The organism is Burkholderia sp. IDO3 (genome assembly GCF_003366075.1).
GTDB classification, from domain to species: Bacteria; Pseudomonadota; Gammaproteobacteria; order Burkholderiales; family Burkholderiaceae; genus Burkholderia; species Burkholderia anthina.
Window position 1 is genome coordinate 1,736,453 of record NZ_CP028963.1, and the last position, 19,107, is coordinate 1,755,559.

The following is a 19,107-nucleotide window of genomic DNA, read 5'->3' on the forward strand; positions in this document are numbered from 1 at the left end:
CATCCGTGAGTCGTCGAGCCGTTTATCATGACGGCCGGCCGGCAACCTGCCGGCCGCCGTTATACGACCGACACGGAAGATCCGGATGAACGACCTCGACAAGCGCCCGGTGCGCTTCGGTATCATCGGCGCAGGCAGCATCGCACGCCGTTTCGTACAAAGCCTCGCTTACGTGCCGGGTGCCGTGCTCTCCGGCGTGTGGGCACGCCGGCCCGACGCGGCAATCGCCTTTTGCGACGGTAGCGGCGCAACGCCTGCCGCCAGCCTGGATGCGCTCCTCGCGAGCGACGTCGATGCAATCTACATCGCCACGCTCCACGACAGTCATGCACAGTACGCGCTGGCCGCGCTCGCGGCCGGCAAGGCCGTGCTGTGCGAAAAGCCCGCGACGCTGAACGCCGCGCAACTCGATACCGTGCTCGATGCGGCGCGCGACGCCCGGCAGCTCTTCATGGAAGCGATGAAGCCGCCGTTCTTTCCGCTGTACCGGCAGTTGCGTGCGCACCTGCAGGACGACCCGATCGGCGAGATCCGGCTTGTACGGGCAGGCTGCGCATCGTCGTCGATGCCGGACGATCATTCCGTCTATCGTCTCGATCGCGCCGGCGGCGCGCTGCTCGACATCGGGATCTACGAAGCATTTCTGGCGGTCGACTGGCTCGGTGCGGCGCGCGACGTGCAGACGCTCGGTCGTATCGGCGCGACGGGCGTCGACGTGTTCGCGAGCCTGAACAGCCAGCACGCGAACGGCGGGATCGCTCAGCTCTTTTGCGGGCTCGACGTGATGGGACGCGGCGACGCGCTGATCGCCGCAGCGGGCGGGCACGTGACGATTCACGAGAAATGGTGGAACCCCGCGCGCGCGACGATCCGCTATGCCGACGGCCGCACCGTCGAGCTCGATGCGCCGGTCGACGGCGGCGGTCTGAACTACGAGACCGAACATTTCTGCGGCCTGCTGCGTGCGGGCAAACTCGAAAGCCCGATCATGACGCACGACCATTCGCGACAGATGATCGCGATGACCGACGCGGCGCGTGCGGCGCTCGGCGTGCGTTATTCGGGCGAGTAAGCGGGAAGCGCCGCGGGCGGGAAGCAGGGCGGGAAAAGCAGATGCCGGGGCGCGCAAGCGCGACCCGGCACGATGACGTGACGTGCGTTCAGTGTCGCGCGGGCAGCGACAGACGCTTTTCGTACCAGCGCTGGACCCATTCGAGGATCTGGCACAGCACCCAGTACACGGCCGCGGCGGCCAGGTACAGCGGCAGCGGCTGATAGGTCGCCGCGATCACTTCCTGTGCGCTGCGCAGCAGTTCGGTGACGGTGATCACCGACACGAGCGACGTGTCCTTGATCAGGCTGATCAGGCTGTTCGACAGGCTCGGCACCGCGATGCGCAGTGCTTGCGGGCCGATCACGTAACGCAGCGTCTGGCTCCACGACAGCCCGAGGCTGTATGCGGCGAGCCATTGGCCGCGCGCGATCCCGTTGATCGCGCCGCGCATGCTTTCGGACATGTAAGCGGCGACGTTCGCGGACAGGGCGATGACGCCGGCCGGCGTCGGATCGAGCGAGATGCCGAGGCTCGGCAGCCCGTAATAGATCACGAAGATCTGCACGAGCAGCGGCGTGCCGCGCATCAGGCTCACGTAGCCGCGCGCGAGCCACGCGAGCGCGTTCACCCAGATGCGCTCGAAGCCTTCGAGCGGTTCGCTTTGCCGGATGCCCATCATCGCGAGCACGACGGCGCCGAGCAGGCCGAACACCATCGACAGCACGGCGAACTTGACGGTCAGGACGGCACCTTGTGCGAGCACGGGCAGCGATTGGACGAGCAGGGACGTTGTCGACATGGAATACGAATCGAATGCGTGCGCGAAAGCGCAATCATAAACCGGACCAATAAAACAAAGGGCGGCATCGTTGCGGATGCCGCCCTTTCCGGCCCGCCGTCAGGCGGGAAACAAAGGCGTGCTTACTTGATCGGTTTCGTTACGTCGATGCCGAACCACTTGTCCGAGATCTTCGTGAACGTGCCGTCGGCTTCGAGCTGCGCCATCGCGTCGTCGATCGCCTTCTGGAATTTCGGGTTGCCCTTCTTGAACGGGATGCCCGACGGATTCGCCGAACCGACGTTGGCGCCCGGGCGCAGCGGCAGTTGCGAATTCTTCGTCAGATACGCGAGCATCAGGCGATCGTTCAGTGCCGCGTCGAGACGGCCGGCCGCGAGGTCGCGCAGGTACTCGGGCGCGCCCGGATACGTCTTCACGTCGATGCCGGGCACCGACTTCGCCATGTCCATGTAGTTGGTGCCGAGCGCAACGCCGAGCTTCTTGCCCTTCAGGTCTTCCAGCGACTTGAACTGGCGCGGATCGTCCTTGCGCTGGATCAGCTGCGCGGACGAATACGTGTACGCGGGCGAGAAGTCGAGCGTTTCCTTGCGCGGGTCGGTAATGCCGACCTGGTTGGCGATCACGTCGAACTTGCCGGCCTGCAGGCCCGCGATGATGCCGCTCCATTCGGTCGTGACGAATTCGGTCTTCACGCCGAGCTTCGCGGCCACCGCCTTCGCGATGTCGACGTCGAAGCCGACGAGTTCGCCTTGGGGGTTCTTCGAGTTGAACGGCGGGAACGTGCCTTCGAGGCCGACACGCAGCGTGCCGCGCTGCTTCACCTGATCGAGGAGGTCGGCCGCGTGCGCGGTGGCCGCGGCGAACGACGTGCCGACCAGGCCGGCAACCAGCAGCTTCTTCAGCAGCGAAATTTTCATCGTGTGAGCTTCCTTGCCCCAGTGGGGCTCATGATCCTGACTGTGCGGTTGATGATAGCAAAAATGCAATCGACCAATAAATATCGTTTGTTTATGGCTATATTACGCGGTGCGTTCGCGCGCGATGGCCTTCACGCACTCGGCGACCAGCGCCGGGCCGCGATAGATGAAGCCCGTGTACAGCTGGACGAGCGATGCGCCGGCCGCGAGTTTCGCGCGCGCGTCGTCGCCGGAGAAAATGCCGCCGACGCCAATGATCGGCACGTCGCTGCCGACTTGCGCATGCAGCTTGCGGATCACTTCGTTCGACGCGTCGAACACCGGGCGGCCCGACAGGCCGCCGGCTTCGTCCGCGTGCGGCAGGCCCTGCACGGCTGCACGCGACAGCGTGGTGTTGGTGGCGATGACCGCTTCGATCTTGTGGCGCAGCAGCGTGTCGCCGATTTCCTTGACCTGTTCGTCGTCGAGATCGGGGGCGATCTTCAGCGCGAGCGGCACGAGCTTGCCGTGCAGGTCGGCGAGGCGCCGTTGCTTGTCCTTCAGCGCGGCGAGCAGCGCGTCGAGTTCGCCCGCGCCCTGCAACTGGCGCAGGTTTTTCGTGTTCGGCGACGAGATGTTGATCGTCACGTAGCTCGCGAACGGGTAGACGCGCTCGAGGCAGTAGAGATAATCCTCCGCCGCGCGCTCGATCGGCGTGTCGGCGTTCTTGCCGATGTTCAGGCCGAGGATGCCACGATAGCGGGCCGCCTGGACGTTCTTCACGAACTGGTCGACGCCGTGGTTGTTGAAGCCCATCCGGTTGATCAGCGCCTCGGCCTGCGGCAGGCGGAACATCCGCGGGCGCGGGTTGCCCGGCTGCGGGCGCGGCGTGACCGTGCCGACTTCGATGAAGCCGAAACCGAGCGACGCGAGGCCGTCGATGGCCGCGCCGTCCTTGTCGAGGCCGGCGGCGAGGCCGACCGGGTTGCGGAACGTGAGCCCCATCACGGTGCGCGGCGCGTCGGGCACGCGGGCCGACAGCGCGCAGGCGAGGCCCGTGCGGCCGGCGGCGCCGAGCGCGCGCAGCGTGAGGTGGTGAGCGTCTTCCGCATCCATCTTGAACAGGGATGCGCGGGCCAGCGGATAGAGGGAACTGAACACGGGAATTGGGCGGACGGCCGGAATGAATGACAACCCGCTATTTTACCGGGAGTTGCGCGGCAAGGGCGGGGTTCGGTTCGCTGGCGCCTGTGGCGTGCCTCTCGCGCGGCGCGGCAGCCCTCGCATCGAGCCCAAACGGTGCCCGTTGCCGGAGCCGTGCCGCGTCGCCGGCGCGCGCGTCAGTTCGACCCGGAATGCCCGCCGGGCAGCGGCGCGCGGGCGAGCGCGGCGTCCACCGGCGGCAGGTCGACGCGATCCGGATCGAGTATCTTCCAACGGCCGTCGAGCAATCCTTCGAGCGGATGGAAGTTCGCCTTGTAGGCCATCTTCGGGCTTTCGCGGATCCAGTAGCCGAGATACACGTACGGCAGGCCGAGGCTCTTCGCCTGCTCGATCTGCCACAGGATGTTGTAGGTGCCGTAGCTCGTGTGCTGGTCGTCGGGCTCGAAGAACGTATAGACCGACGACAGCCCGTCGCCGAGGATGTCGATCATGCTGACCATGCGCAGCTTGCCGGGCTCGCCGCCCGGTGCGTCGAGGTCGCGGAATTCGACGAGGCGCGAATTGATCCGGCTCTGCAGCAGGAACTGCTCGTACTGGTCGCGACTGTCACGATCCATTCCACCGCCCGCATGACGTGCCGACTGGTAGCGCATGTAGAGCGCGTAGTGTTCCTCGTCGTAGTGCAGCGGCGAGACCGTCGCGACGAGCGAGCGGTGCCGTTTCCACATCCGGCGCTGCGTGCGCGATGGCGTGAACGCGCCGACGGGCACGCGCACGGGGACGCATGCGCGGCAGCCGTCGCAGTACGGGCGATAGGTGAACACGCCCGAGCGACGGAAGCCGGCCTTCACGAGCTCGGTATAGATGTCGGAGTTGATCAGATGGCTCGGCGTCGCGACTTGCGAGCGCGCGATGCGGCCGTCCAGATAGCTGCACGGATAGGGTGCCGTTGCATAGAATTGCAACGCCGAAAGCGGTGAAAGCGGCAGCTCAGTCGGGTGAGTCATGGGCAGCTCTCGATGCAGGGAAGGAGTGCCGCGCTAGCGCTCGATCCCGGAGGGCGCCGCCGGTTCGGCGGGGCCCGTCAGCGCGGCGAGCACGCGCTTGTCGAACTGCCACGGAATCGGCGGTTCGGTTACCGCGCGGCGCACGTGAGCGACAAAGGCCTTGCGTGCGATCTCGCGGCCACCGAGCGACGCTAGATGCGACGTATTCTGCTGGCAGTCTATCATCTCCAGCCCCTGGTCGCGAAGGTGGGCGACGAGCGCGGCCAGCGCGATCTTCGACGCGTCGGTGGCGTCCGCATACATCGATTCGCCGAAAAACATCCGTCCGAACGAAACGCCGTACAGGCCGCCGACACGGCGTCCGTCATGCCATGTCTCAATGCTGTGCGCGTTGCCGGAGCGATAGAGCGACGTATAGGCGTCGATGATTTCGGCCGTGATCCACGTGCCGCGCTGTCCGCGCCTCGGCGCCTGCGCGCACGCGCGCATCACGCCCGGAAAGTCGTAATCGACGCGCACTTCCCACGCCGGCTCGCGCAGCACGCGCCTGAGCGTCTTGCGCAGCGACGGCGCCACCTTGAATTCATCCGGCGCGAGGATCATCCGCGGGTCGGGGCTCCACCACAGCACCGGCTGGCCGTCCGAATACCACGGGAAGATGCCGCGCTGGTACGCGTCGATGAGGCGCGAAGGCAGCAGGTCGGCGCTTGCGGCGAGCAGCCCCGGCGCGCCGGTTTCGGGGCCGAGCGCGCGCTCGATGGGCGGGAACGGGTCGTCCGGACCGAGCCAGGGGACCATGGGTCGCGGGCTCAGCCGTTGCGCAGCGAGCGGAAGATATCGCCGGTATGCACGCCGTAGTCGCCGGTGGCGCGATCGGCGAAGAAGAAGCGCAGGGTCTGGCTGACGGTCGGGAACGCGATCTCGTCCCACGGGATGTCGGCTTCGTCGAACAGTTTGACTTCGAGGCTTTCCTCGCCGGCCTCGTAGGCCGGATCGACGAGCCGCGCCAGGTAGAACAGATGGACCTGGTGTACGTGCGGTACGTTGAGCAGCGTGAACAGGTTCTGCACCTCGACGCGCGCGCCGGCTTCCTCGAGCGTTTCGCGCGCGGCGGCTTCGGCCGTCGTCTCGCCCATTTCCATGAAGCCTGCCGGCAGCGTCCAGAATCCGTAGCGCGGTTCGATCGCGCGGCGGCACAGCAGAACCTGATCGCCCCAGACCGGCACCGTGCCGACCACGTTACGGGGATTCTGGTAATGGATCGTGCCGCAGTGATCGCAAACGAAGCGCTCGCGGTTGTCGCCCGGAGGAATGCGCGCGATGACTTCGTGACCGCAGACGGAGCAGAATTTCATGTCGAGTGGAAGGGACGAGGTGATGCGAGTGTATCACCGGGGCGGGGCATTCTCGAACGGCCGCGCATGTGTGCCGCATGCTGTGCGAAGCGCAGCGGGCAGTGCGCAGGATCGTGCGCGGAAAACGAAAAGCCCGGCGCTGGGCCGGGCTTTTCGTATCGAATCGGGACGTTGGTTGCGGGGGTAGGATTTGAACCTACGACCTTCGGGTTATGAGCCCGACGAGCTGCCAGACTGCTCCACCCCGCGTCCGTCGAAGAGTTGAATTATATGGGCTAACCCTAGTGCGTGCAAGCACTTTCTGACAATCACGTTGCAATCCCTTGTACATTGCTTGTGGGGCCGGTACGGCAGGCGCGTGCGCTAGAATCGAGCGGTTTGCTTGTGTCGTCATTCCTGTAGCGGTGCCGTGCGCGATTGCATCGGCGCCGTTGCAACCCTCTCTACTGCATCGACGGATTCATGGACATCGCTCACGATCTGCAATCGATCGGCGCGCAGGAACAGGCGCTCGTGTTTCCCCATTTCGACCCGGCACGCGCGTGGGCGCTCGGCAACCGCATGCATGCGCTCGCGACGTCGCGCGGCCACGCGGTCGCGATCGACATCGTCACGTTCGGGCAGCCGCTGTTCTATGCGGCGCTCGCGGGTGCGACGCCCGACAACGCCGACTGGGTGCGCCGCAAGCGCAACGTCGTCGCGCATTTCCGCCGCAGCTCGTATGCGATCGGCCTGCGCATGCAGCAGGCCGGCGCCACGCTCGCGGACAAGCATGGGCTGCCGCTCTCCGAATACTCGCCGCACGGCGGCTCGTTTCCGCTGACCGTGGCGGGGGCGGGCGTGATCGGCTCGATCACCGCATCGGGGCTGCCGCAGCGCGCGGATCACGAGTTCGTCGTCGAAGTGCTCTGCGCCGAGCTCGGGCAGGACTACGCCGTGCTGGCGCTCGCAAGGAGCTGAACGATGCAACTGCCAGGTTACGCATGGCTCGCGATCGCGATCGTCGCGGAAGTGATCGGCACGTCCGCGCTGCGCGCGGCCGACGGCTTCACGCGCTTCTGGCCTTCGGCGCTCGTCGTGGCCGGTTACGGCGTCGCGTTCTACTGTCTGTCGCTCACGCTGCGCACGATGCCGGTCGGCATCATCTATGCGGTGTGGTCGGGCGCCGGCATCGTGCTGATCACGCTCGTCGCGATGCTCCTCTATCGTCAGGTGCCGGACGTGCCGGCGGTGATCGGCCTCGGGCTGATCGTCGCGGGTGTCGTGGTGCTGAACCTGTTCTCGAAGATGCAGGCGCACTGAGCGTGCGTCTGCGATACGCCGGATGGCTCACATGACCGATTCCACTTCCGCTGAATCCGCGCAGCCCGACGTGCGCACGTATGTCGCGAACCGTATCGGGTTTCTCGAACTGAACCGGCCGAAGGCGCTGAATGCGCTGTCGGTCGGCATGATTCGCCTGATGCAGCAGGCGCTCGACGCATGGCGCGACGATCCCGAGGTGGTCGCCGTCGTCGTGCACAGCCCGCATCCGCGCGCGTTCTGCGCGGGCGGCGACGTGCGTTTCTTCCACGACGCGTGGCAGCGCGGCGATCGCGACGCGGTCGACACGTTCTTCATCGAGGAATACACGCTCAACCATACGATCTTCGCCTATCCGAAGCCGTACATCGCGCTGATGCACGGCGTCGTGATGGGCGGCGGCATGGGCATTTCGCAGGCGGCGCGGCATACGGGCGGCCTGCGCGTCGTCACCGATTCGACGAAGATGGCGATGCCCGAAACGCGCATCGGCCTGTTTCCGGACGTCGGGATGAGCTGGTTTCTCGCGCGCACGCCGGGTGCGCTCGGCCGCTATCTCGCGGTGACCGGCGCGACGCTCGACGCGGCGGGTGCGCTGTATGCGCAACTCGCCGACGTTTATCTCCCGGACGCCGCGCTGCCGGCGCTGCTCGACACGTTGCGCAGCGCGCGCATCGACAGCGGTGCGCAGGCCGTCGCGCACGTGGCCGAGGCGGCCGCCGCGCACAAGGTCGTGCCGACGCCCGACACGTCGGCGCTGGCCGACGCGCGCGCGGGGATCGATCGGCATTTCGCGCAACCCGAGATCGGTGCGATCCTCGCGTCGCTCGATGCCGAGCAGGATTGTGCGGCGGTGGACGGGTGGGTCGAGAAGGCGACGCACGCGATGCGCGGCCAGTTGTCGCCGCTGTCGATGGCCGTGTCGCTCGAAGTCGTCGAGCGGGCCCGTGGTGCGACGATGGCCGATTGCCTGCGGCGCGATCTCGACCTCACGCGTTCGACGTTTGCGCGGGGCGACGTGATCGAAGGCGTGCGCGCGCTGATCGTCGACAAGGATCACCAGCCGGCCTGGCGTTTCGAGACGACGGCCGATGTCGACCGGGCCGATGTGCTCGCGATGTTCGACAGCCCGTGGACGTCCGGCACGCATCCGCTGCGCAGCCTGAAGGACTGACGCGGCGCGATATCCGGCCACGAAGCAAAAAGGCCGCCTGCACACATGCAGGCGGCCTTTTCATTTGCGGATGCCGATTCGATTCGGCTGCGGCGGGCAGGGGCGCAGGGGCCGAACCGAATCCGTACGTCTTACTCGTCGCCGGCGTCGTCCGACATGAAGGCGCGCATGAACACGAGCGCACCGAAGCCCCAGACCGCGTTCGCCGCGAAACCGGCCGCGAGCACCGGCATCATGTTGCCCGACGGCCAGATCCCGCGCAGCGGATCGATCGCGAACACGCGCGCGGCCGTCAGCACGATGCCGCCGAACACCAGCGCGCCGATCCACGGTGCTTCGCGCTCCGGCGACACGCGCAACAGCCACGCCATCGGAACCGCGCAGCACGCGCTGATCAACGCGTTCGCGACAAATTCAGGAATGCCGAGCGGCGCGAACGGTTGTGTGGAGAACCCGGCTGCGGCAATCAGATCGGCCGTGTGCAGCAGCGCGAGCGTGGCTTCGCGAAAGAAGAGGGCGGCCAGGAAGCCGGACAGGAACGGCAGGATGACTTTCTGCATCGATGAGTGCATTGCAGGCGCGGCTGGCCGGGGCCGTCCGCGCGAAGTTATTCGGATAGGTGCGACATTATAGGGCCCGGCTGCCGCGATATTCGCTGGAGCGTCGTGCTAATCACGAAAGCGGAAAACCTAAGCTCAAAAAAATCGTTCCAAAGCCCTGCACCGATCCCTAGACTGATTTCCCAGAAACAGCCGTGCAATCGCGTACTCGCCCGCTGCACGGCCTGACCGGCGAGCCATCCCGACTCGAACGCACACCATGCATGCGCCGCTCATCCGCGACGCGAGCAGGGCCTCGTTTTATCCCGATTCCGGCAAGGACAGTCAAGCAGGAGCAGCAGATGAATGTTTTCTGGTTTATCCCCACGCACGGCGACAGCCGTTACCTCGGCACCGCCGAAGGCGCGCGCGCCGCGGATTACGATTATTTCAAACAAGTCGCCGTTGCGGCCGACACGCTCGGTTACGACGGCGTGCTGCTGCCGACCGGTCGTTCCTGCGAGGATGCGTGGGTCGTCGCGTCGAGCCTGATTCCGGCGACGCAGCGCCTGAAGTTCCTGGTCGCCGTGCGTCCGGGTATCGCCTCGCCCGGGCTGGCGGCGCGGATGGCCGCGACGTTCGACCGTCTGTCGGGCGGCCGCCTGCTGATCAACGTCGTGACGGGCGGCGATTCGGCCGAACTCGAAGGCGACGGCCTGTTCGCCGATCACGATACGCGCTACGAGATCACCGACGATTTCCTGCACATCTGGCGCGGGCTGCTGTCCGCGTCGCACGAGAACGGCGGCTTCGACTACATCGGCAAGCATCTTCAGTCGAAAGGCGGCAAGGCGCTTTATCCGCCCGTGCAGCACCCGCATCCGCCGCTGTGGTTCGGCGGGTCGTCGCCGGCCGCGCACACGATCGCCGCGGATCACATCGACACTTATCTGACCTGGGGCGAGCCGCCCGAGGCCGTCGCGAAGAAGATCGCGGATATTCGCGCACGTGCGGAAGCACGCGGCCACAAGATCAAGTTCGGCATTCGCATGCACGTGATCGTGCGCGAAACCGAGGACGAAGCATGGCGCGATGCCGAGCGCCTGATCAGCCGTCTCGACGACGACACGATCGCCCGCGCGCAGACGGCGTTCGCGAACATGGATTCGGAAGGCCAGCGCCGCATGGCCGCGCTGCATGGCGGCAAGCGCGGCGGCCGCGAGGCGCTCGAGGTGTATCCGAACCTGTGGGCCGGCGTCGGTCTCGTGCGCGGCGGCGCGGGCACCGCGCTCGTCGGCAACCCCGAGCAGGTTGCGGCGCGCATGCGCGAATACGCGGATCTCGGCATCGAGACGTTCATCCTGTCCGGCTATCCGCATCTCGAGGAGTCGTACCGTTTCGCCGAACTCGTGTTTCCGCTGATCAAGGGCAAGGGCGCGGAAAAGGCGACCGGCCCGCTGTCGGGCCCGTTCGGCGAGATCGTCGGCAACAACTACCTGCCGAAGGCCGGCCAGAGCTGAACGAAGGAGGCCTGCGATGACAACGAAAACGTCGACGACGGGCGCTGTGCTGGCCGCCCGCGCATGGCGCGCCATCGCGCCGTGGCTCGTGCCGCTCGCGTTGCTGGCCGCATGGGAGGTCGGCGCGCGCGTCGGCTGGCTGTCGACCCGCGTGCTGCCCGAACCCGTCGCGGTCGTGCGCGCGGCATGGTCGCTCGTGACGTCGGGCGAGATGTGGGCGAACGTGAAGGTCAGCACGTGGCGTGCGCTGTTCGGCTTTGCGATCGGCGGCGGCGTCGGCCTGGCGCTGGGGCTTGCAACCGGTCTGTCGAAAGCGGCGGAGGTCGCACTCGATTCGACGATCCAGATGATTCGCAACATCCCGGCGCTCGCGATGATCCCGCTCGTGATCCTGTGGTTCGGCATCGACGAGAAGGCGAAGCTGTTCCTCGTCGCGCTCGGCGTGTTCTTCCCGGTGTACATCAACACGTATCACGGAATCCGCTCGGTCGACGCGAACCTGATCGAGATGGCGAAGAGCTACGGCGTGCGCGGCTTTGCGCTGTACCGCGACGTGATTCTGCCCGGTGCGTTGCCGTCGATTCTCGTCGGCGTGCGTTTCGCGCTCGGGTTGATGTGGGTGATGCTGATCGTCGCGGAAACGATTTCCGCGCAGTCGGGCATCGGCTACATGACGATGAACGCGCGTGAATTCCTGCAAACCGACGTGGTGGTGGTCGGGATCCTGCTGTATGCGGTGCTCGGCAAGCTGGCCGACGTGCTGGCGAAATGGATCGAGCGCGTGACGCTGCGCTGGCACCCCGCTTATCAATCAGGAGCAAAGGCATGAATGCGACGACTTCGGCGGCCGTTTACGGCCCGCTTGCCGGCGCAGATCTCGAGGCCGAACTGGCCCAGGCGCGCGTGACCGACGACGACGCGCGAGACGCGGCGATCGTCGACCGGGACGGCAGCGCATCCGTCGTGCCGCTCGCGCGGCGGCGCACGGGCAGCCCGGCACCGGACGATGCGGTGACGCTGTCCGGCGTGAGCAAGCGCTTCGGCGAGCGCACGGTGCTCGACAACGTCGAACTCGGCATCGCGCGCGGCAGTTTCGTCGCGATCGTCGGGCGCAGCGGCTGCGGCAAGTCCACGCTGCTGCGTCTCGTCGCGGGGCTCGAGCAGCCGAGCAGCGGCGCGCTCGTGACGCGTGGCGAGGGCGGCGGCGCGCTCGACACGCGGATCATGTACCAGGACGCTCGGCTCTTGCCGTGGAAAACCGTGCTGCAGAACGTGATGCTGGGCCTCGGGCGCGGCGCGCGCGATCAGGCGCGCGCGGTGCTCGACGAAGTCGGCTTGCTCGAGCGCGCGAACGACTGGCCTGCGCAGTTGTCGGGCGGCCAGCGGCAGCGTGTCGCGCTCGCGCGTGCGCTCGTGCACCGGCCGCAGTTGCTGTTGCTCGACGAGCCGCTCGGCGCGCTCGACGCGCTGACCCGCATCGAGATGCATGCGCTGATCGAGCGGTTGTGGCGCGAGCACCGGTTTACCGCGCTGCTCGTCACGCACGACGTGCAGGAAGCCGTCGCGCTCGGCGACCGGATCCTGCTCATCGAGCAGGGCCGCGTCGCCCTCGATCAGCCCGTGCCGCTCGAACGGCCGCGCGCTCGTGCATCGGCCGCGTTCGCGGCGCTGGAAGATCACGTGCTGCAACGCGTGCTGGCCGGCGGGTCCGGGGCAGCCGATCAGCGCGCGGCGCTTGACGTCGATAACGTACGACCGGTCGGGCAGATCCGCTGGGCCGTTTAAATCCGGGCGGCACCCGCCGCCCGTTCTCAGACTTTTTCTTCGGAGCGATCAACCCGATGAGCATCACTGCAATCAACGTGCGTAACCAGTTCAAAGGCAAGGTGAAGGAGATCATTCGCGGGCCCGTGGTGTCCGAGGTCGACGTCGAGACGCCGTTCGGCATCGTCACGTCGGTGATCACGACCCGTTCGGTCGACGAACTCGAACTGAAGGTCGGCGCGGAAGTCGTCGCGCTCGTGAAGTCGACCGAAGTCTCGATCGCACGCCTCTGAGTGCGTGCCGCCGCCGTGCGGCGCGGACGGGCCGACCGCTCGTCCGCGCGCCTGGCCGCTCGGCCACGGCGGGTGGTTGTTCCGTCGCGTGTTTGTCGCGGTATTCGATGTCGATATGAGGTGCTAGGATGGAGCGACACTGATGCCGGAGGCCAACGCATGACCCCCATCCTTTCTCCCGAAGCCATCGAGGCGCTGAAGTGGATCGATCAGTTCGGCGACAGCCGGCCGGTTCCCGCCGCGTTCGACGACGTCGTCTATGCGTTGCTGAACGAAGGGCTGATCTATCAGGCGGCTGCCAACCGCGTCGACCTCACCGACGACGGCAAATCCTTTTTGTCTAACGAATACGATTGAGCGCACGGCGCCGGCCGTAGGGCGCGGTTCGGCGCTGCGTCGCCACGGAGCGAGCGATGGAACCGAGAGGCAGCGATCTCGGCGATTTCAGCGAGCCGTACCGCGGCTTCGAGATCGAGGTGAAGACCGAGCAGGTCTGGGACGGCGAGCATGCCCACTATCGCGTGCTGCAAGGCGGTGCCGTGCGGATCGACTGGCGGCTCGTGAAGGTCGACGGCGTGCTGCTGACCGAACGGCGCGTGATCGAACGCGTGCTCGACGAGGCGCGGCGAGCCGTCGATACCGAACTGGGCGAGGGCGGTCAGGCCTAGTCGATTCCGGCTGGCGGGCCGGCTCGGCCGCGTTGCGGTAAAATATCGGGTTGTCTCCCGCGCCGCTTGCTGCCCCGAATTCCATGTCCGCACCGTCCTCGCTTCCTCCCCGCCGCGTATCCGTGGCGCCCATGCTCGACTGGACCGACCGTCATTGCCGGTCGTTCCATCGCACGCTGACGCGCGACACGTGGCTGTATACGGAAATGATCACGACGGGCGCGCTGCTGTTCGGCGATGCCCAGCGGCACCTCGCATTCACGCCGAACGAATCGCCGGTCGCGCTGCAACTCGGCGGCAGCGAGCGGGACGACCTCGCACGCGCGGCGAAGCTCGGCGAGCAGTGGGGTTATGACGAGATCAACCTGAATTGCGGATGCCCGTCCGAGCGCGTGCAGCGTGGTGCGTTCGGCGCGTGCCTGATGAACGAGCCGCAACTGGTGGCCGACTGCGTGAAGGCGATGCGCGATGCGGTGTCGGTGCCGGTGACGGTCAAGCACCGGATCGGCGTCGACGCGGTCGAGGATTACGCGTTCGTGCGCGACTTCGTGGGCACGGTTGCGGAAGCGGGCTGCGAGACGTTCGTCGTGCACGCGCGCAATGCGATCCTGAAGGGGCTGTCGCCGAAGGAGAACCGCGAGATCCCGCCGCTCAAGTACGATTATGCGTATCAGCTGAAGCGCGATTTCCCGTCGCTGGAGATCGTGATCAACGGCGGGATCAAGACGCTCGACGAAGTCGCGCTGCATCTCGAGCACGTCGACGGCGTGATGCTCGGGCGCGAGGCGTATCACAATCCGTATGTGCTCGCGGAAGTCGATGCGCGCTTCTACGGATCGACCGCTGCGGTGCCGACGCGTGAAGAGGCCGAGGCGCAGTTGATCGAATACTGCGCGGCGGAGCTGAAGCGCGGCACGTATCTCGGCGCGATCGTCCGGCATGCGCTCGGGCTCTATCGTGGCGTCGCGGGGGCGCGTGGCTGGCGTCGCGTGCTGTCCGACAACAAGAAGCTCGCGCGTGGCGATCTGGCCGTGTTCGACGAGGCACGCACGCATCTGAACGACGCCATCGAAAATTTTGAAAAAAATGCTTTGCAAGACGGAAAAGTCTTCGTATAATCTTGTTCTTCGCTGCTGAACACGAAACGAAACAGCGAAGAAACAAAGCAGTATCAGTGGTGGCTGTAGCTCAGTTGGTAGAGTCCAGGATTGTGATTCCTGTCGTCGTGGGTTCGAGTCCCATCAGCCACCCCAAAATTCTCGAACAAAACAGGCGCTTCGGCGCCTGTTTTGCTTTCCGCGGTGTGAATTCGGAACGGAAAACGTCATTTCGGAATTCACGTCGTCGTGCCTGCGGTTTTACCCTTCCGTCGATCGTCGTGCCGATGTTTATTGCCCGGATTCGCGAGTGCCGCGAAGTCGTAGGCATTGGCATCTCGATTCATGGACCGCGTCGTGTTCGCGGCGCCGTACGATCCGATCTGGCTGTACAAGACGTCTTGCCGCGCGCACGTTCCGCTCTTCGAATATGTTTGTCCGTCGCGGTGAGGGGGAAAGCGGGCTGTCGACCTTGCGCTGTCGTACTTCGTTCGTTCTTTCGATGACGGCATGCAGCTGTGGCGTGCATCGAGAAACTGATATACGAGCCGTGCTGGACAGAGTCAATGGCGCGACGATCATTCTTGCCCAGTTCATTCGATCGCGATATGGCAGTCGAGACCCGGCAGCGACTGCGTGCTGATGGGCGCAGCTCATTCGGCCACGCATAAAACAGCACAACATCTTGTCCGTCTCCGGTTTCATGGCGTGCGTCAGCTTGCGCTACGGGCTGCATTATGACGGGTGGGGATGCATGGCCCGGAAGCGCCACTAAGCTGAAGTCTTTCACGCCGATGGTCGACTGCGATTACCTGGATATCGAGCACAGTACGAAAGGCTGCTCGATGAATTCGCTTATGAATCCGCGACGCAAAGCGGCAGTCTTAAAACGATCATCGACATGCAAATTGGCGGAATAGAACCGTGATGTGGCGCAAACCGCCAACACTTCACAGTCTTGCATTCGTGTAATCTATCCAATTCCTCGTGCCCGCAGCTTTGCAGGGCCGTTCGGTCCCGACGCCCCGGAAGGCGTCGGGACATTTTTTTGGGGCTACGCCATTTCGCGCGATTCGCGATTCAACGCGCCGTTGAAATATCGCGATTGCTACACTTTCCCGGCCACGATCACTCAACGGGAGTCACCACGCATGCCGGAAAACCGAACCGTCATTCTGCGCAGCGCGACACCACACGATGCCGAACGCATCGCTCGCTTGCACACACTGAGCTGGCAGAGCGCGTATAGCCATATCCTTCCGGCGGCCTATCTGTCCGATGAGGTGCCGGCGGAACACGCAACCCGCTGGCGAAATTATTTCGATCGCAACGAAGCCGAGTGGGGGCTCGTGCTGATTGCGGAATCGGATGGCGTTCCGGTCGGTTTCGTGAGCGCTGAAAAGCCGGTCGATTCGGCGCGTGGCGTTCTGCTCGATTGTCTTCACGTACATCCCGACCATCACGGAAGCGGTACGGGAAAGCGCATGATCGAAGCCGTTCGCGCGTGGGCCAGAAATATCGGCTCGGGCAAGGTTCATTTGTCCGTGCTCGACGACAATGTTCGCGCGATCGGTTTCTACGAACACAATGGCTGGCAATTGCTCACTGTCGAAACGAGCCATATCGGCCTAACGGAAGTGACTGACCGGGTCTACGTAATCGAGGCGTAAAGGCGGAGAGTGGCAGGCAGTGAACAGAACGGCTGCTCGCGAGATGTCCGTCGCGGACAACCGCCGGATGTAGGCTGTTACTCGCCGCAATAACGTACGAGCAAATCCGCCTCTGTTTCATGTACTTCGACGGGCAGGCTCGTCGCGCCCGCATAGGCGAGATAGCGCGCACGATGCTGACCGTTGCGGAACGACGCGACACCGATTTTCGACAGGCCCGGGATGCCGAGCAGCGTCCGCGTTCTCGTCTCGCGAAACGTGATGAACGGCATGTCCGGAATCCTCGCCGCGTCCGGGTCGAGGAATTCGCGAATGCCGGCAGCCTTGCCCGGCGCCCAGTACTGCACCGACGGCAGCACATAATCGGTCGTGTCGCGGTCGGCGCAGGCCAGCAGTTTCCTCAGGTCGACCGTCACGACACGATGTCGCGAGTCGTCGGAGGCGAATACCCGCTTCAGATGCGTATAGGTATAGGCGGCGTGTCCGGGAAGCTGGATGATCCAGACCTCCACGCCGTCTTGTTGTGCCCGAGCGAGTGTCATTATTGCCTCTGATGGCGCATGCGATTTTTTGTGGGGGTGTAGCAGCGCGATCACGGCCACGGCCGCGTAGCAGGCGGATGCCCGGAATACGAACGGCGAATCATGTATGACCGAACGGCGCAAGGAACCGGTCACGGAGCAGTTGCTGGCGCGACCCGGTCATGCGTTTTCAGCCGACATCGACATCTTACGAGAATATCGCGATACCCCGGTTCGAATGACACGCGCGATGAAAGTCACACAAGATTCACACAGCGCGTGAAACCGGACAGGCATGGGGCATCACCCGTACCAATGGGCGGCGTGGCCGGAGAAAATCATGTCGCCGGGATTTGAGATCGAGTATCTCGATTGCCGCTTCACCGCGATGCTCGACACCCGGGAAACCGGCCGTGTCGATGTGACCGACTGGCAACTGGATTCGATTTCGCGAGGCAAGACGGTCGAGTGGATCATGTGCGACCGTTTCCTCACACGGAACGATTTTGCCGACGAAGAGGCCGCGCGCGCAAATATTGTCGACGGGCTGGAGCAACAGGTCGGCCCGCATCCCGTACCGCGCGTCGAAGTCACCGCGGCGAATGCCGCTACGGCCGGTGCTGTCCCCGGCGATGAGCCGGCCGCTGAGCGCTCGTCAGCGAGGTCGTCGTTGAAATCGCGAACGATCTGGACTGGAGCGATATGATTGCCGGCCGGTTGACAGACGGTCCAGCGTAGCGACGGGTCCGTAAATCCTGAAGGCGATTCCGGAAGTCGCGAACATCGGTTCACGAGAATCCGGAACAACGACATTGAGATAGCGTCGTCGCGATCATGCGCGCGACTTGGCCGAGCCTGACACGCGATCAAAAAAGCCGGACTCGAAACATGTCGCGATGCGGTTCGAAGGCGGCAGATACGACAAGACCATCGATGGGCCGCGCGTCAGCTGGAACGCCAGAAATACACGACATCGTCTACCTGCCCGCGCATCTCGGCGGCAGTGTTCGCACCGGCCACCGCTATTGCTTCGGGCGCGCCACGCGATTCGCACAGCACACGGGCTTTCCGGTTGAAAGGGTGAGTTGCCGCACAGACGATTGCACGGGCGGAGATTCACAATCTGACCGGTTGACCGATCTACCCCGGCCCGGTCAACCGTTTCCCCGCTCGCTCGCGCAGGAGCGGGGCTTTTTGGCCGTCCGACGCATGCAGGCCGCGTCGGAGCAACCGGACAGGCGTTCGGCTGGCTGCGTTTCGCGCCCCGGCATCCGTTCGCCTGCTCCGCATGAATCGCTTTCCTCGTGCTCAAGCGATCGCTTGGGCCCATTGCCGGTCTGGGCCGGTGATGCCTTGATCCCGGCGGCGTGTCACCGCGCCGCCGGGATGTTTTTTGCCCCGAGCCTGTCGAGACCCGGTTACGTGCAACGCATCGCGTGTTGCTGCCCGCTCAGCCAGCCTGCTCGACGCTGGTTTCCCACCCGTCGTATTCGCCGCCGAGCGAGCGCACTTCGCGATTGATCGCGAGCGTATGGCGCGTGATGTCGGCCAGCGTCGTCGCGCCTTCGTGCGCAAACCTCACGGCCGATTTGCCGTCCTCGGTCGGCGCGACCGATTCGACCGGATAGCCTTTCGCTTCGGCCCAGTCGGCGAACTGGTGCGCGTCGCTCGGCTCCGGGAAGTACGCCCAGTGCATCACGCGCCGGTTCACGTCGCTCGCGTCGCCTTGCTGCCGCAGCGCTTCGAGCACGCGCATGTCGCGCATCAACTGCCAGTCGTCGTCGGTCGGGTAGAGCGTGCGCCAGTACGTTTCCTTGTCCGGATCGTCCTGGTACGCGTACTGAAGCGCGTAGGTCGTCTGTTCGGCCAGCGAGTCGACGATCTCTGTCGCGGCTGCTTCGTCGAACGGTACGTAGAACATGAAATCCTGATTGCCGTCGACGGTGATGCGGCCAACCTGCACCCCGTCTTTCGCGATCACGGCGGCATCGAGCAGATCCTCGATCCTGGTGAGATCGGCAAACTCGTCGCTGCTCGGCAGGCCGTCGGGCGTCGGATGTGCAAGCGTGACGCGCACGCTGAGCAGCGCCGTGCGCGGATCGCTTTCGGCGATTTCCGCATAGCTGTTATTGAAGCTGATGAAGGCCTGATGGTCGCCCATTCTGGCAGGGAAGGTTCCCCAGGCGTCGGTCATGTGTTTCTCCCGTGCACGATTGTCTGTTGACGGTTGCAAAGCGTCCCAATGTATCATCGAAAATCGCATTGGCCGAAGATGCGCGCTTGA

22 protein-coding genes and 2 tRNA genes are annotated in these 19,107 nt (G+C 65.0%); 14 read left to right on the forward strand and 10 right to left on the reverse strand.

The window, feature by feature from the left end; translation table 11 throughout:
* The first annotated feature begins 85 nt into the window (after window positions 1-85).
* Window positions 86-1,072, forward strand: a complete 987-nt coding sequence (locus DCN14_RS22670; RefSeq protein ID WP_096508324.1) for a Gfo/Idh/MocA family oxidoreductase — start codon at window positions 86-88, stop codon at window positions 1,070-1,072.
* Window positions 1,073-1,160: 88 nt separating this feature from the next.
* Here the strand turns inward: DCN14_RS22670 and DCN14_RS22675 are convergent, their stop codons facing one another.
* The 7 genes from DCN14_RS22675 to DCN14_RS22705 all read right to left on the reverse strand — a co-directional run bounded on the left by DCN14_RS22675 (window position 1,161) and on the right by DCN14_RS22705 (window position 6,524).
* Window positions 1,161-1,853 (reverse strand): amino acid ABC transporter permease, encoded by a 693-nt coding sequence (locus tag DCN14_RS22675; protein ID WP_096508325.1) that lies wholly within the window; start codon window positions 1,851-1,853, stop codon window positions 1,161-1,163.
* Between the two features lie 122 nt (window positions 1,854-1,975).
* Window positions 1,976-2,770: a cystine ABC transporter substrate-binding protein gene (locus tag DCN14_RS22680; protein ID WP_096508326.1), complete on the reverse strand. Its 795-nt coding sequence runs from the start codon at window positions 2,768-2,770 to the stop codon at window positions 1,976-1,978.
* 102 nt (window positions 2,771-2,872) lie between these two features.
* Window positions 2,873-3,910, reverse strand: a complete 1,038-nt coding sequence (locus tag DCN14_RS22685; RefSeq protein ID WP_096508327.1) for a quinone-dependent dihydroorotate dehydrogenase — start codon at window positions 3,908-3,910, stop codon at window positions 2,873-2,875.
* 179 nt (window positions 3,911-4,089) lie between these two features.
* Window positions 4,090-4,920, reverse strand: a complete 831-nt coding sequence (locus DCN14_RS22690; RefSeq protein ID WP_096508328.1) for an arginyltransferase — start codon at window positions 4,918-4,920, stop codon at window positions 4,090-4,092.
* 33 nt (window positions 4,921-4,953) lie between these two features.
* The gene (gene aat / locus DCN14_RS22695; RefSeq protein WP_096508329.1) at window positions 4,954-5,718 is read right to left on the reverse strand and encodes a leucyl/phenylalanyl-tRNA--protein transferase; all 765 of its coding nucleotides are present in this window, start codon (window positions 5,716-5,718) and stop codon (window positions 4,954-4,956) included.
* 11 nt (window positions 5,719-5,729) lie between these two features.
* A complete protein-coding gene (locus DCN14_RS22700; RefSeq protein ID WP_096508330.1) occupies window positions 5,730-6,275 on the reverse strand; it encodes an NUDIX hydrolase in 546 nt (181 codons plus the stop codon).
* A 172-nt stretch (window positions 6,276-6,447) separates the two neighbouring features.
* A tRNA-Met gene (locus DCN14_RS22705) sits at window positions 6,448-6,524 on the reverse strand.
* Window positions 6,525-6,737: 213 nt separating this feature from the next.
* Between DCN14_RS22705 and DCN14_RS22710 the strand changes: the two genes are divergently transcribed.
* The 3 genes from DCN14_RS22710 to DCN14_RS22720 are packed head-to-tail and all read left to right on the forward strand — an operon-like array spanning window position 6,738 to window position 8,751.
* Entirely contained in the window at window positions 6,738-7,235 is a 498-nt protein-coding gene (locus tag DCN14_RS22710; protein ID WP_096508331.1) for a heme-degrading domain-containing protein, read from the forward strand.
* A gap of 3 nt (window positions 7,236-7,238) precedes the next feature.
* Window positions 7,239-7,577: a multidrug efflux SMR transporter gene (locus tag DCN14_RS22715; RefSeq protein WP_096508332.1), complete on the forward strand. Its 339-nt coding sequence runs from the start codon at window positions 7,239-7,241 to the stop codon at window positions 7,575-7,577.
* A gap of 31 nt (window positions 7,578-7,608) precedes the next feature.
* Window positions 7,609-8,751 carry an enoyl-CoA hydratase/isomerase family protein gene (locus DCN14_RS22720; protein ID WP_172441949.1) on the forward strand — a complete coding sequence of 381 codons (1,143 nt, stop codon included), beginning with the start codon at window positions 7,609-7,611 and terminating at the stop codon, window positions 8,749-8,751.
* A 131-nt stretch (window positions 8,752-8,882) separates the two neighbouring features.
* Here DCN14_RS22720 and DCN14_RS22725 read toward each other — a convergent pair whose 3' ends face one another.
* Window positions 8,883-9,311, reverse strand: a complete 429-nt coding sequence (locus tag DCN14_RS22725; RefSeq protein ID WP_096508334.1) for a hypothetical protein — start codon at window positions 9,309-9,311, stop codon at window positions 8,883-8,885.
* A gap of 341 nt (window positions 9,312-9,652) precedes the next feature.
* Here DCN14_RS22725 and ssuD point away from each other — a divergent pair, with 341 nt between their 5' ends.
* From ssuD to DCN14_RS22770, 9 genes are all read left to right on the forward strand, one after another.
* Window positions 9,653-10,810, forward strand: a complete 1,158-nt coding sequence (gene ssuD, locus DCN14_RS22730) for an FMNH2-dependent alkanesulfonate monooxygenase (RefSeq protein WP_096508335.1) — start codon at window positions 9,653-9,655, stop codon at window positions 10,808-10,810.
* Window positions 10,811-10,826: 16 nt separating this feature from the next.
* A complete protein-coding gene (gene ssuC / locus DCN14_RS22735; RefSeq protein WP_096508336.1) occupies window positions 10,827-11,639 on the forward strand; it encodes an aliphatic sulfonate ABC transporter permease SsuC in 813 nt (270 codons plus the stop codon).
* Window positions 11,636-12,595, forward strand: a complete 960-nt coding sequence (locus DCN14_RS22740) for an ATP-binding cassette domain-containing protein (RefSeq protein WP_096508337.1) — start codon at window positions 11,636-11,638, stop codon at window positions 12,593-12,595. The genes ssuC and DCN14_RS22740 overlap by 4 nt, the downstream gene beginning before the upstream one ends.
* 56 nt (window positions 12,596-12,651) lie before the next feature.
* Window positions 12,652-12,867 carry a molybdopterin-binding protein gene (locus DCN14_RS22745; protein ID WP_006400187.1) on the forward strand — a complete coding sequence of 72 codons (216 nt, stop codon included), beginning with the start codon at window positions 12,652-12,654 and terminating at the stop codon, window positions 12,865-12,867.
* A gap of 159 nt (window positions 12,868-13,026) precedes the next feature.
* Entirely contained in the window at window positions 13,027-13,224 is a 198-nt protein-coding gene (locus DCN14_RS22750) for a hypothetical protein (protein ID WP_096508338.1), read from the forward strand.
* A gap of 56 nt (window positions 13,225-13,280) precedes the next feature.
* Complete coding sequence (locus DCN14_RS22755; RefSeq protein ID WP_096508339.1) at window positions 13,281-13,535, forward strand: hypothetical protein; 255 nt, start codon at window positions 13,281-13,283, stop codon at window positions 13,533-13,535.
* Window positions 13,536-13,666: 131 nt separating this feature from the next.
* Window positions 13,667-14,653 (forward strand): tRNA dihydrouridine(20/20a) synthase DusA, encoded by a 987-nt coding sequence (gene dusA, locus DCN14_RS22760; protein ID WP_239007908.1) that lies wholly within the window; start codon window positions 13,667-13,669, stop codon window positions 14,651-14,653.
* A gap of 59 nt (window positions 14,654-14,712) precedes the next feature.
* A tRNA-His gene (locus DCN14_RS22765) sits at window positions 14,713-14,788 on the forward strand.
* A 995-nt stretch (window positions 14,789-15,783) separates the two neighbouring features.
* Entirely contained in the window at window positions 15,784-16,302 is a 519-nt protein-coding gene (locus DCN14_RS22770; RefSeq protein ID WP_096508341.1) for a GNAT family N-acetyltransferase, read from the forward strand.
* Window positions 16,303-16,379: 77 nt separating this feature from the next.
* On the opposite strand, the gene DCN14_RS22775 is transcribed toward DCN14_RS22770, so the two are convergent.
* Window positions 16,380-16,844 carry a hypothetical protein gene (locus DCN14_RS22775; protein WP_096508342.1) on the reverse strand — a complete coding sequence of 155 codons (465 nt, stop codon included), beginning with the start codon at window positions 16,842-16,844 and terminating at the stop codon, window positions 16,380-16,382.
* Between the two features lie 319 nt (window positions 16,845-17,163).
* Between DCN14_RS22775 and DCN14_RS22780 the strand changes: the two genes are divergently transcribed.
* Window positions 17,164-17,529 carry a hypothetical protein gene (locus DCN14_RS22780; RefSeq protein ID WP_240327427.1) on the forward strand — a complete coding sequence of 122 codons (366 nt, stop codon included), beginning with the start codon at window positions 17,164-17,166 and terminating at the stop codon, window positions 17,527-17,529.
* A gap of 744 nt (window positions 17,530-18,273) precedes the next feature.
* On the opposite strand, the gene DCN14_RS22785 is transcribed toward DCN14_RS22780, so the two are convergent.
* On the reverse strand, window positions 18,274-19,017 hold the full coding sequence (locus tag DCN14_RS22785) for a DUF695 domain-containing protein (protein ID WP_096508343.1): 744 nt from the start codon (window positions 19,015-19,017) through the stop codon (window positions 18,274-18,276).
* Window positions 19,018-19,107 lie beyond the last annotated feature (90 nt).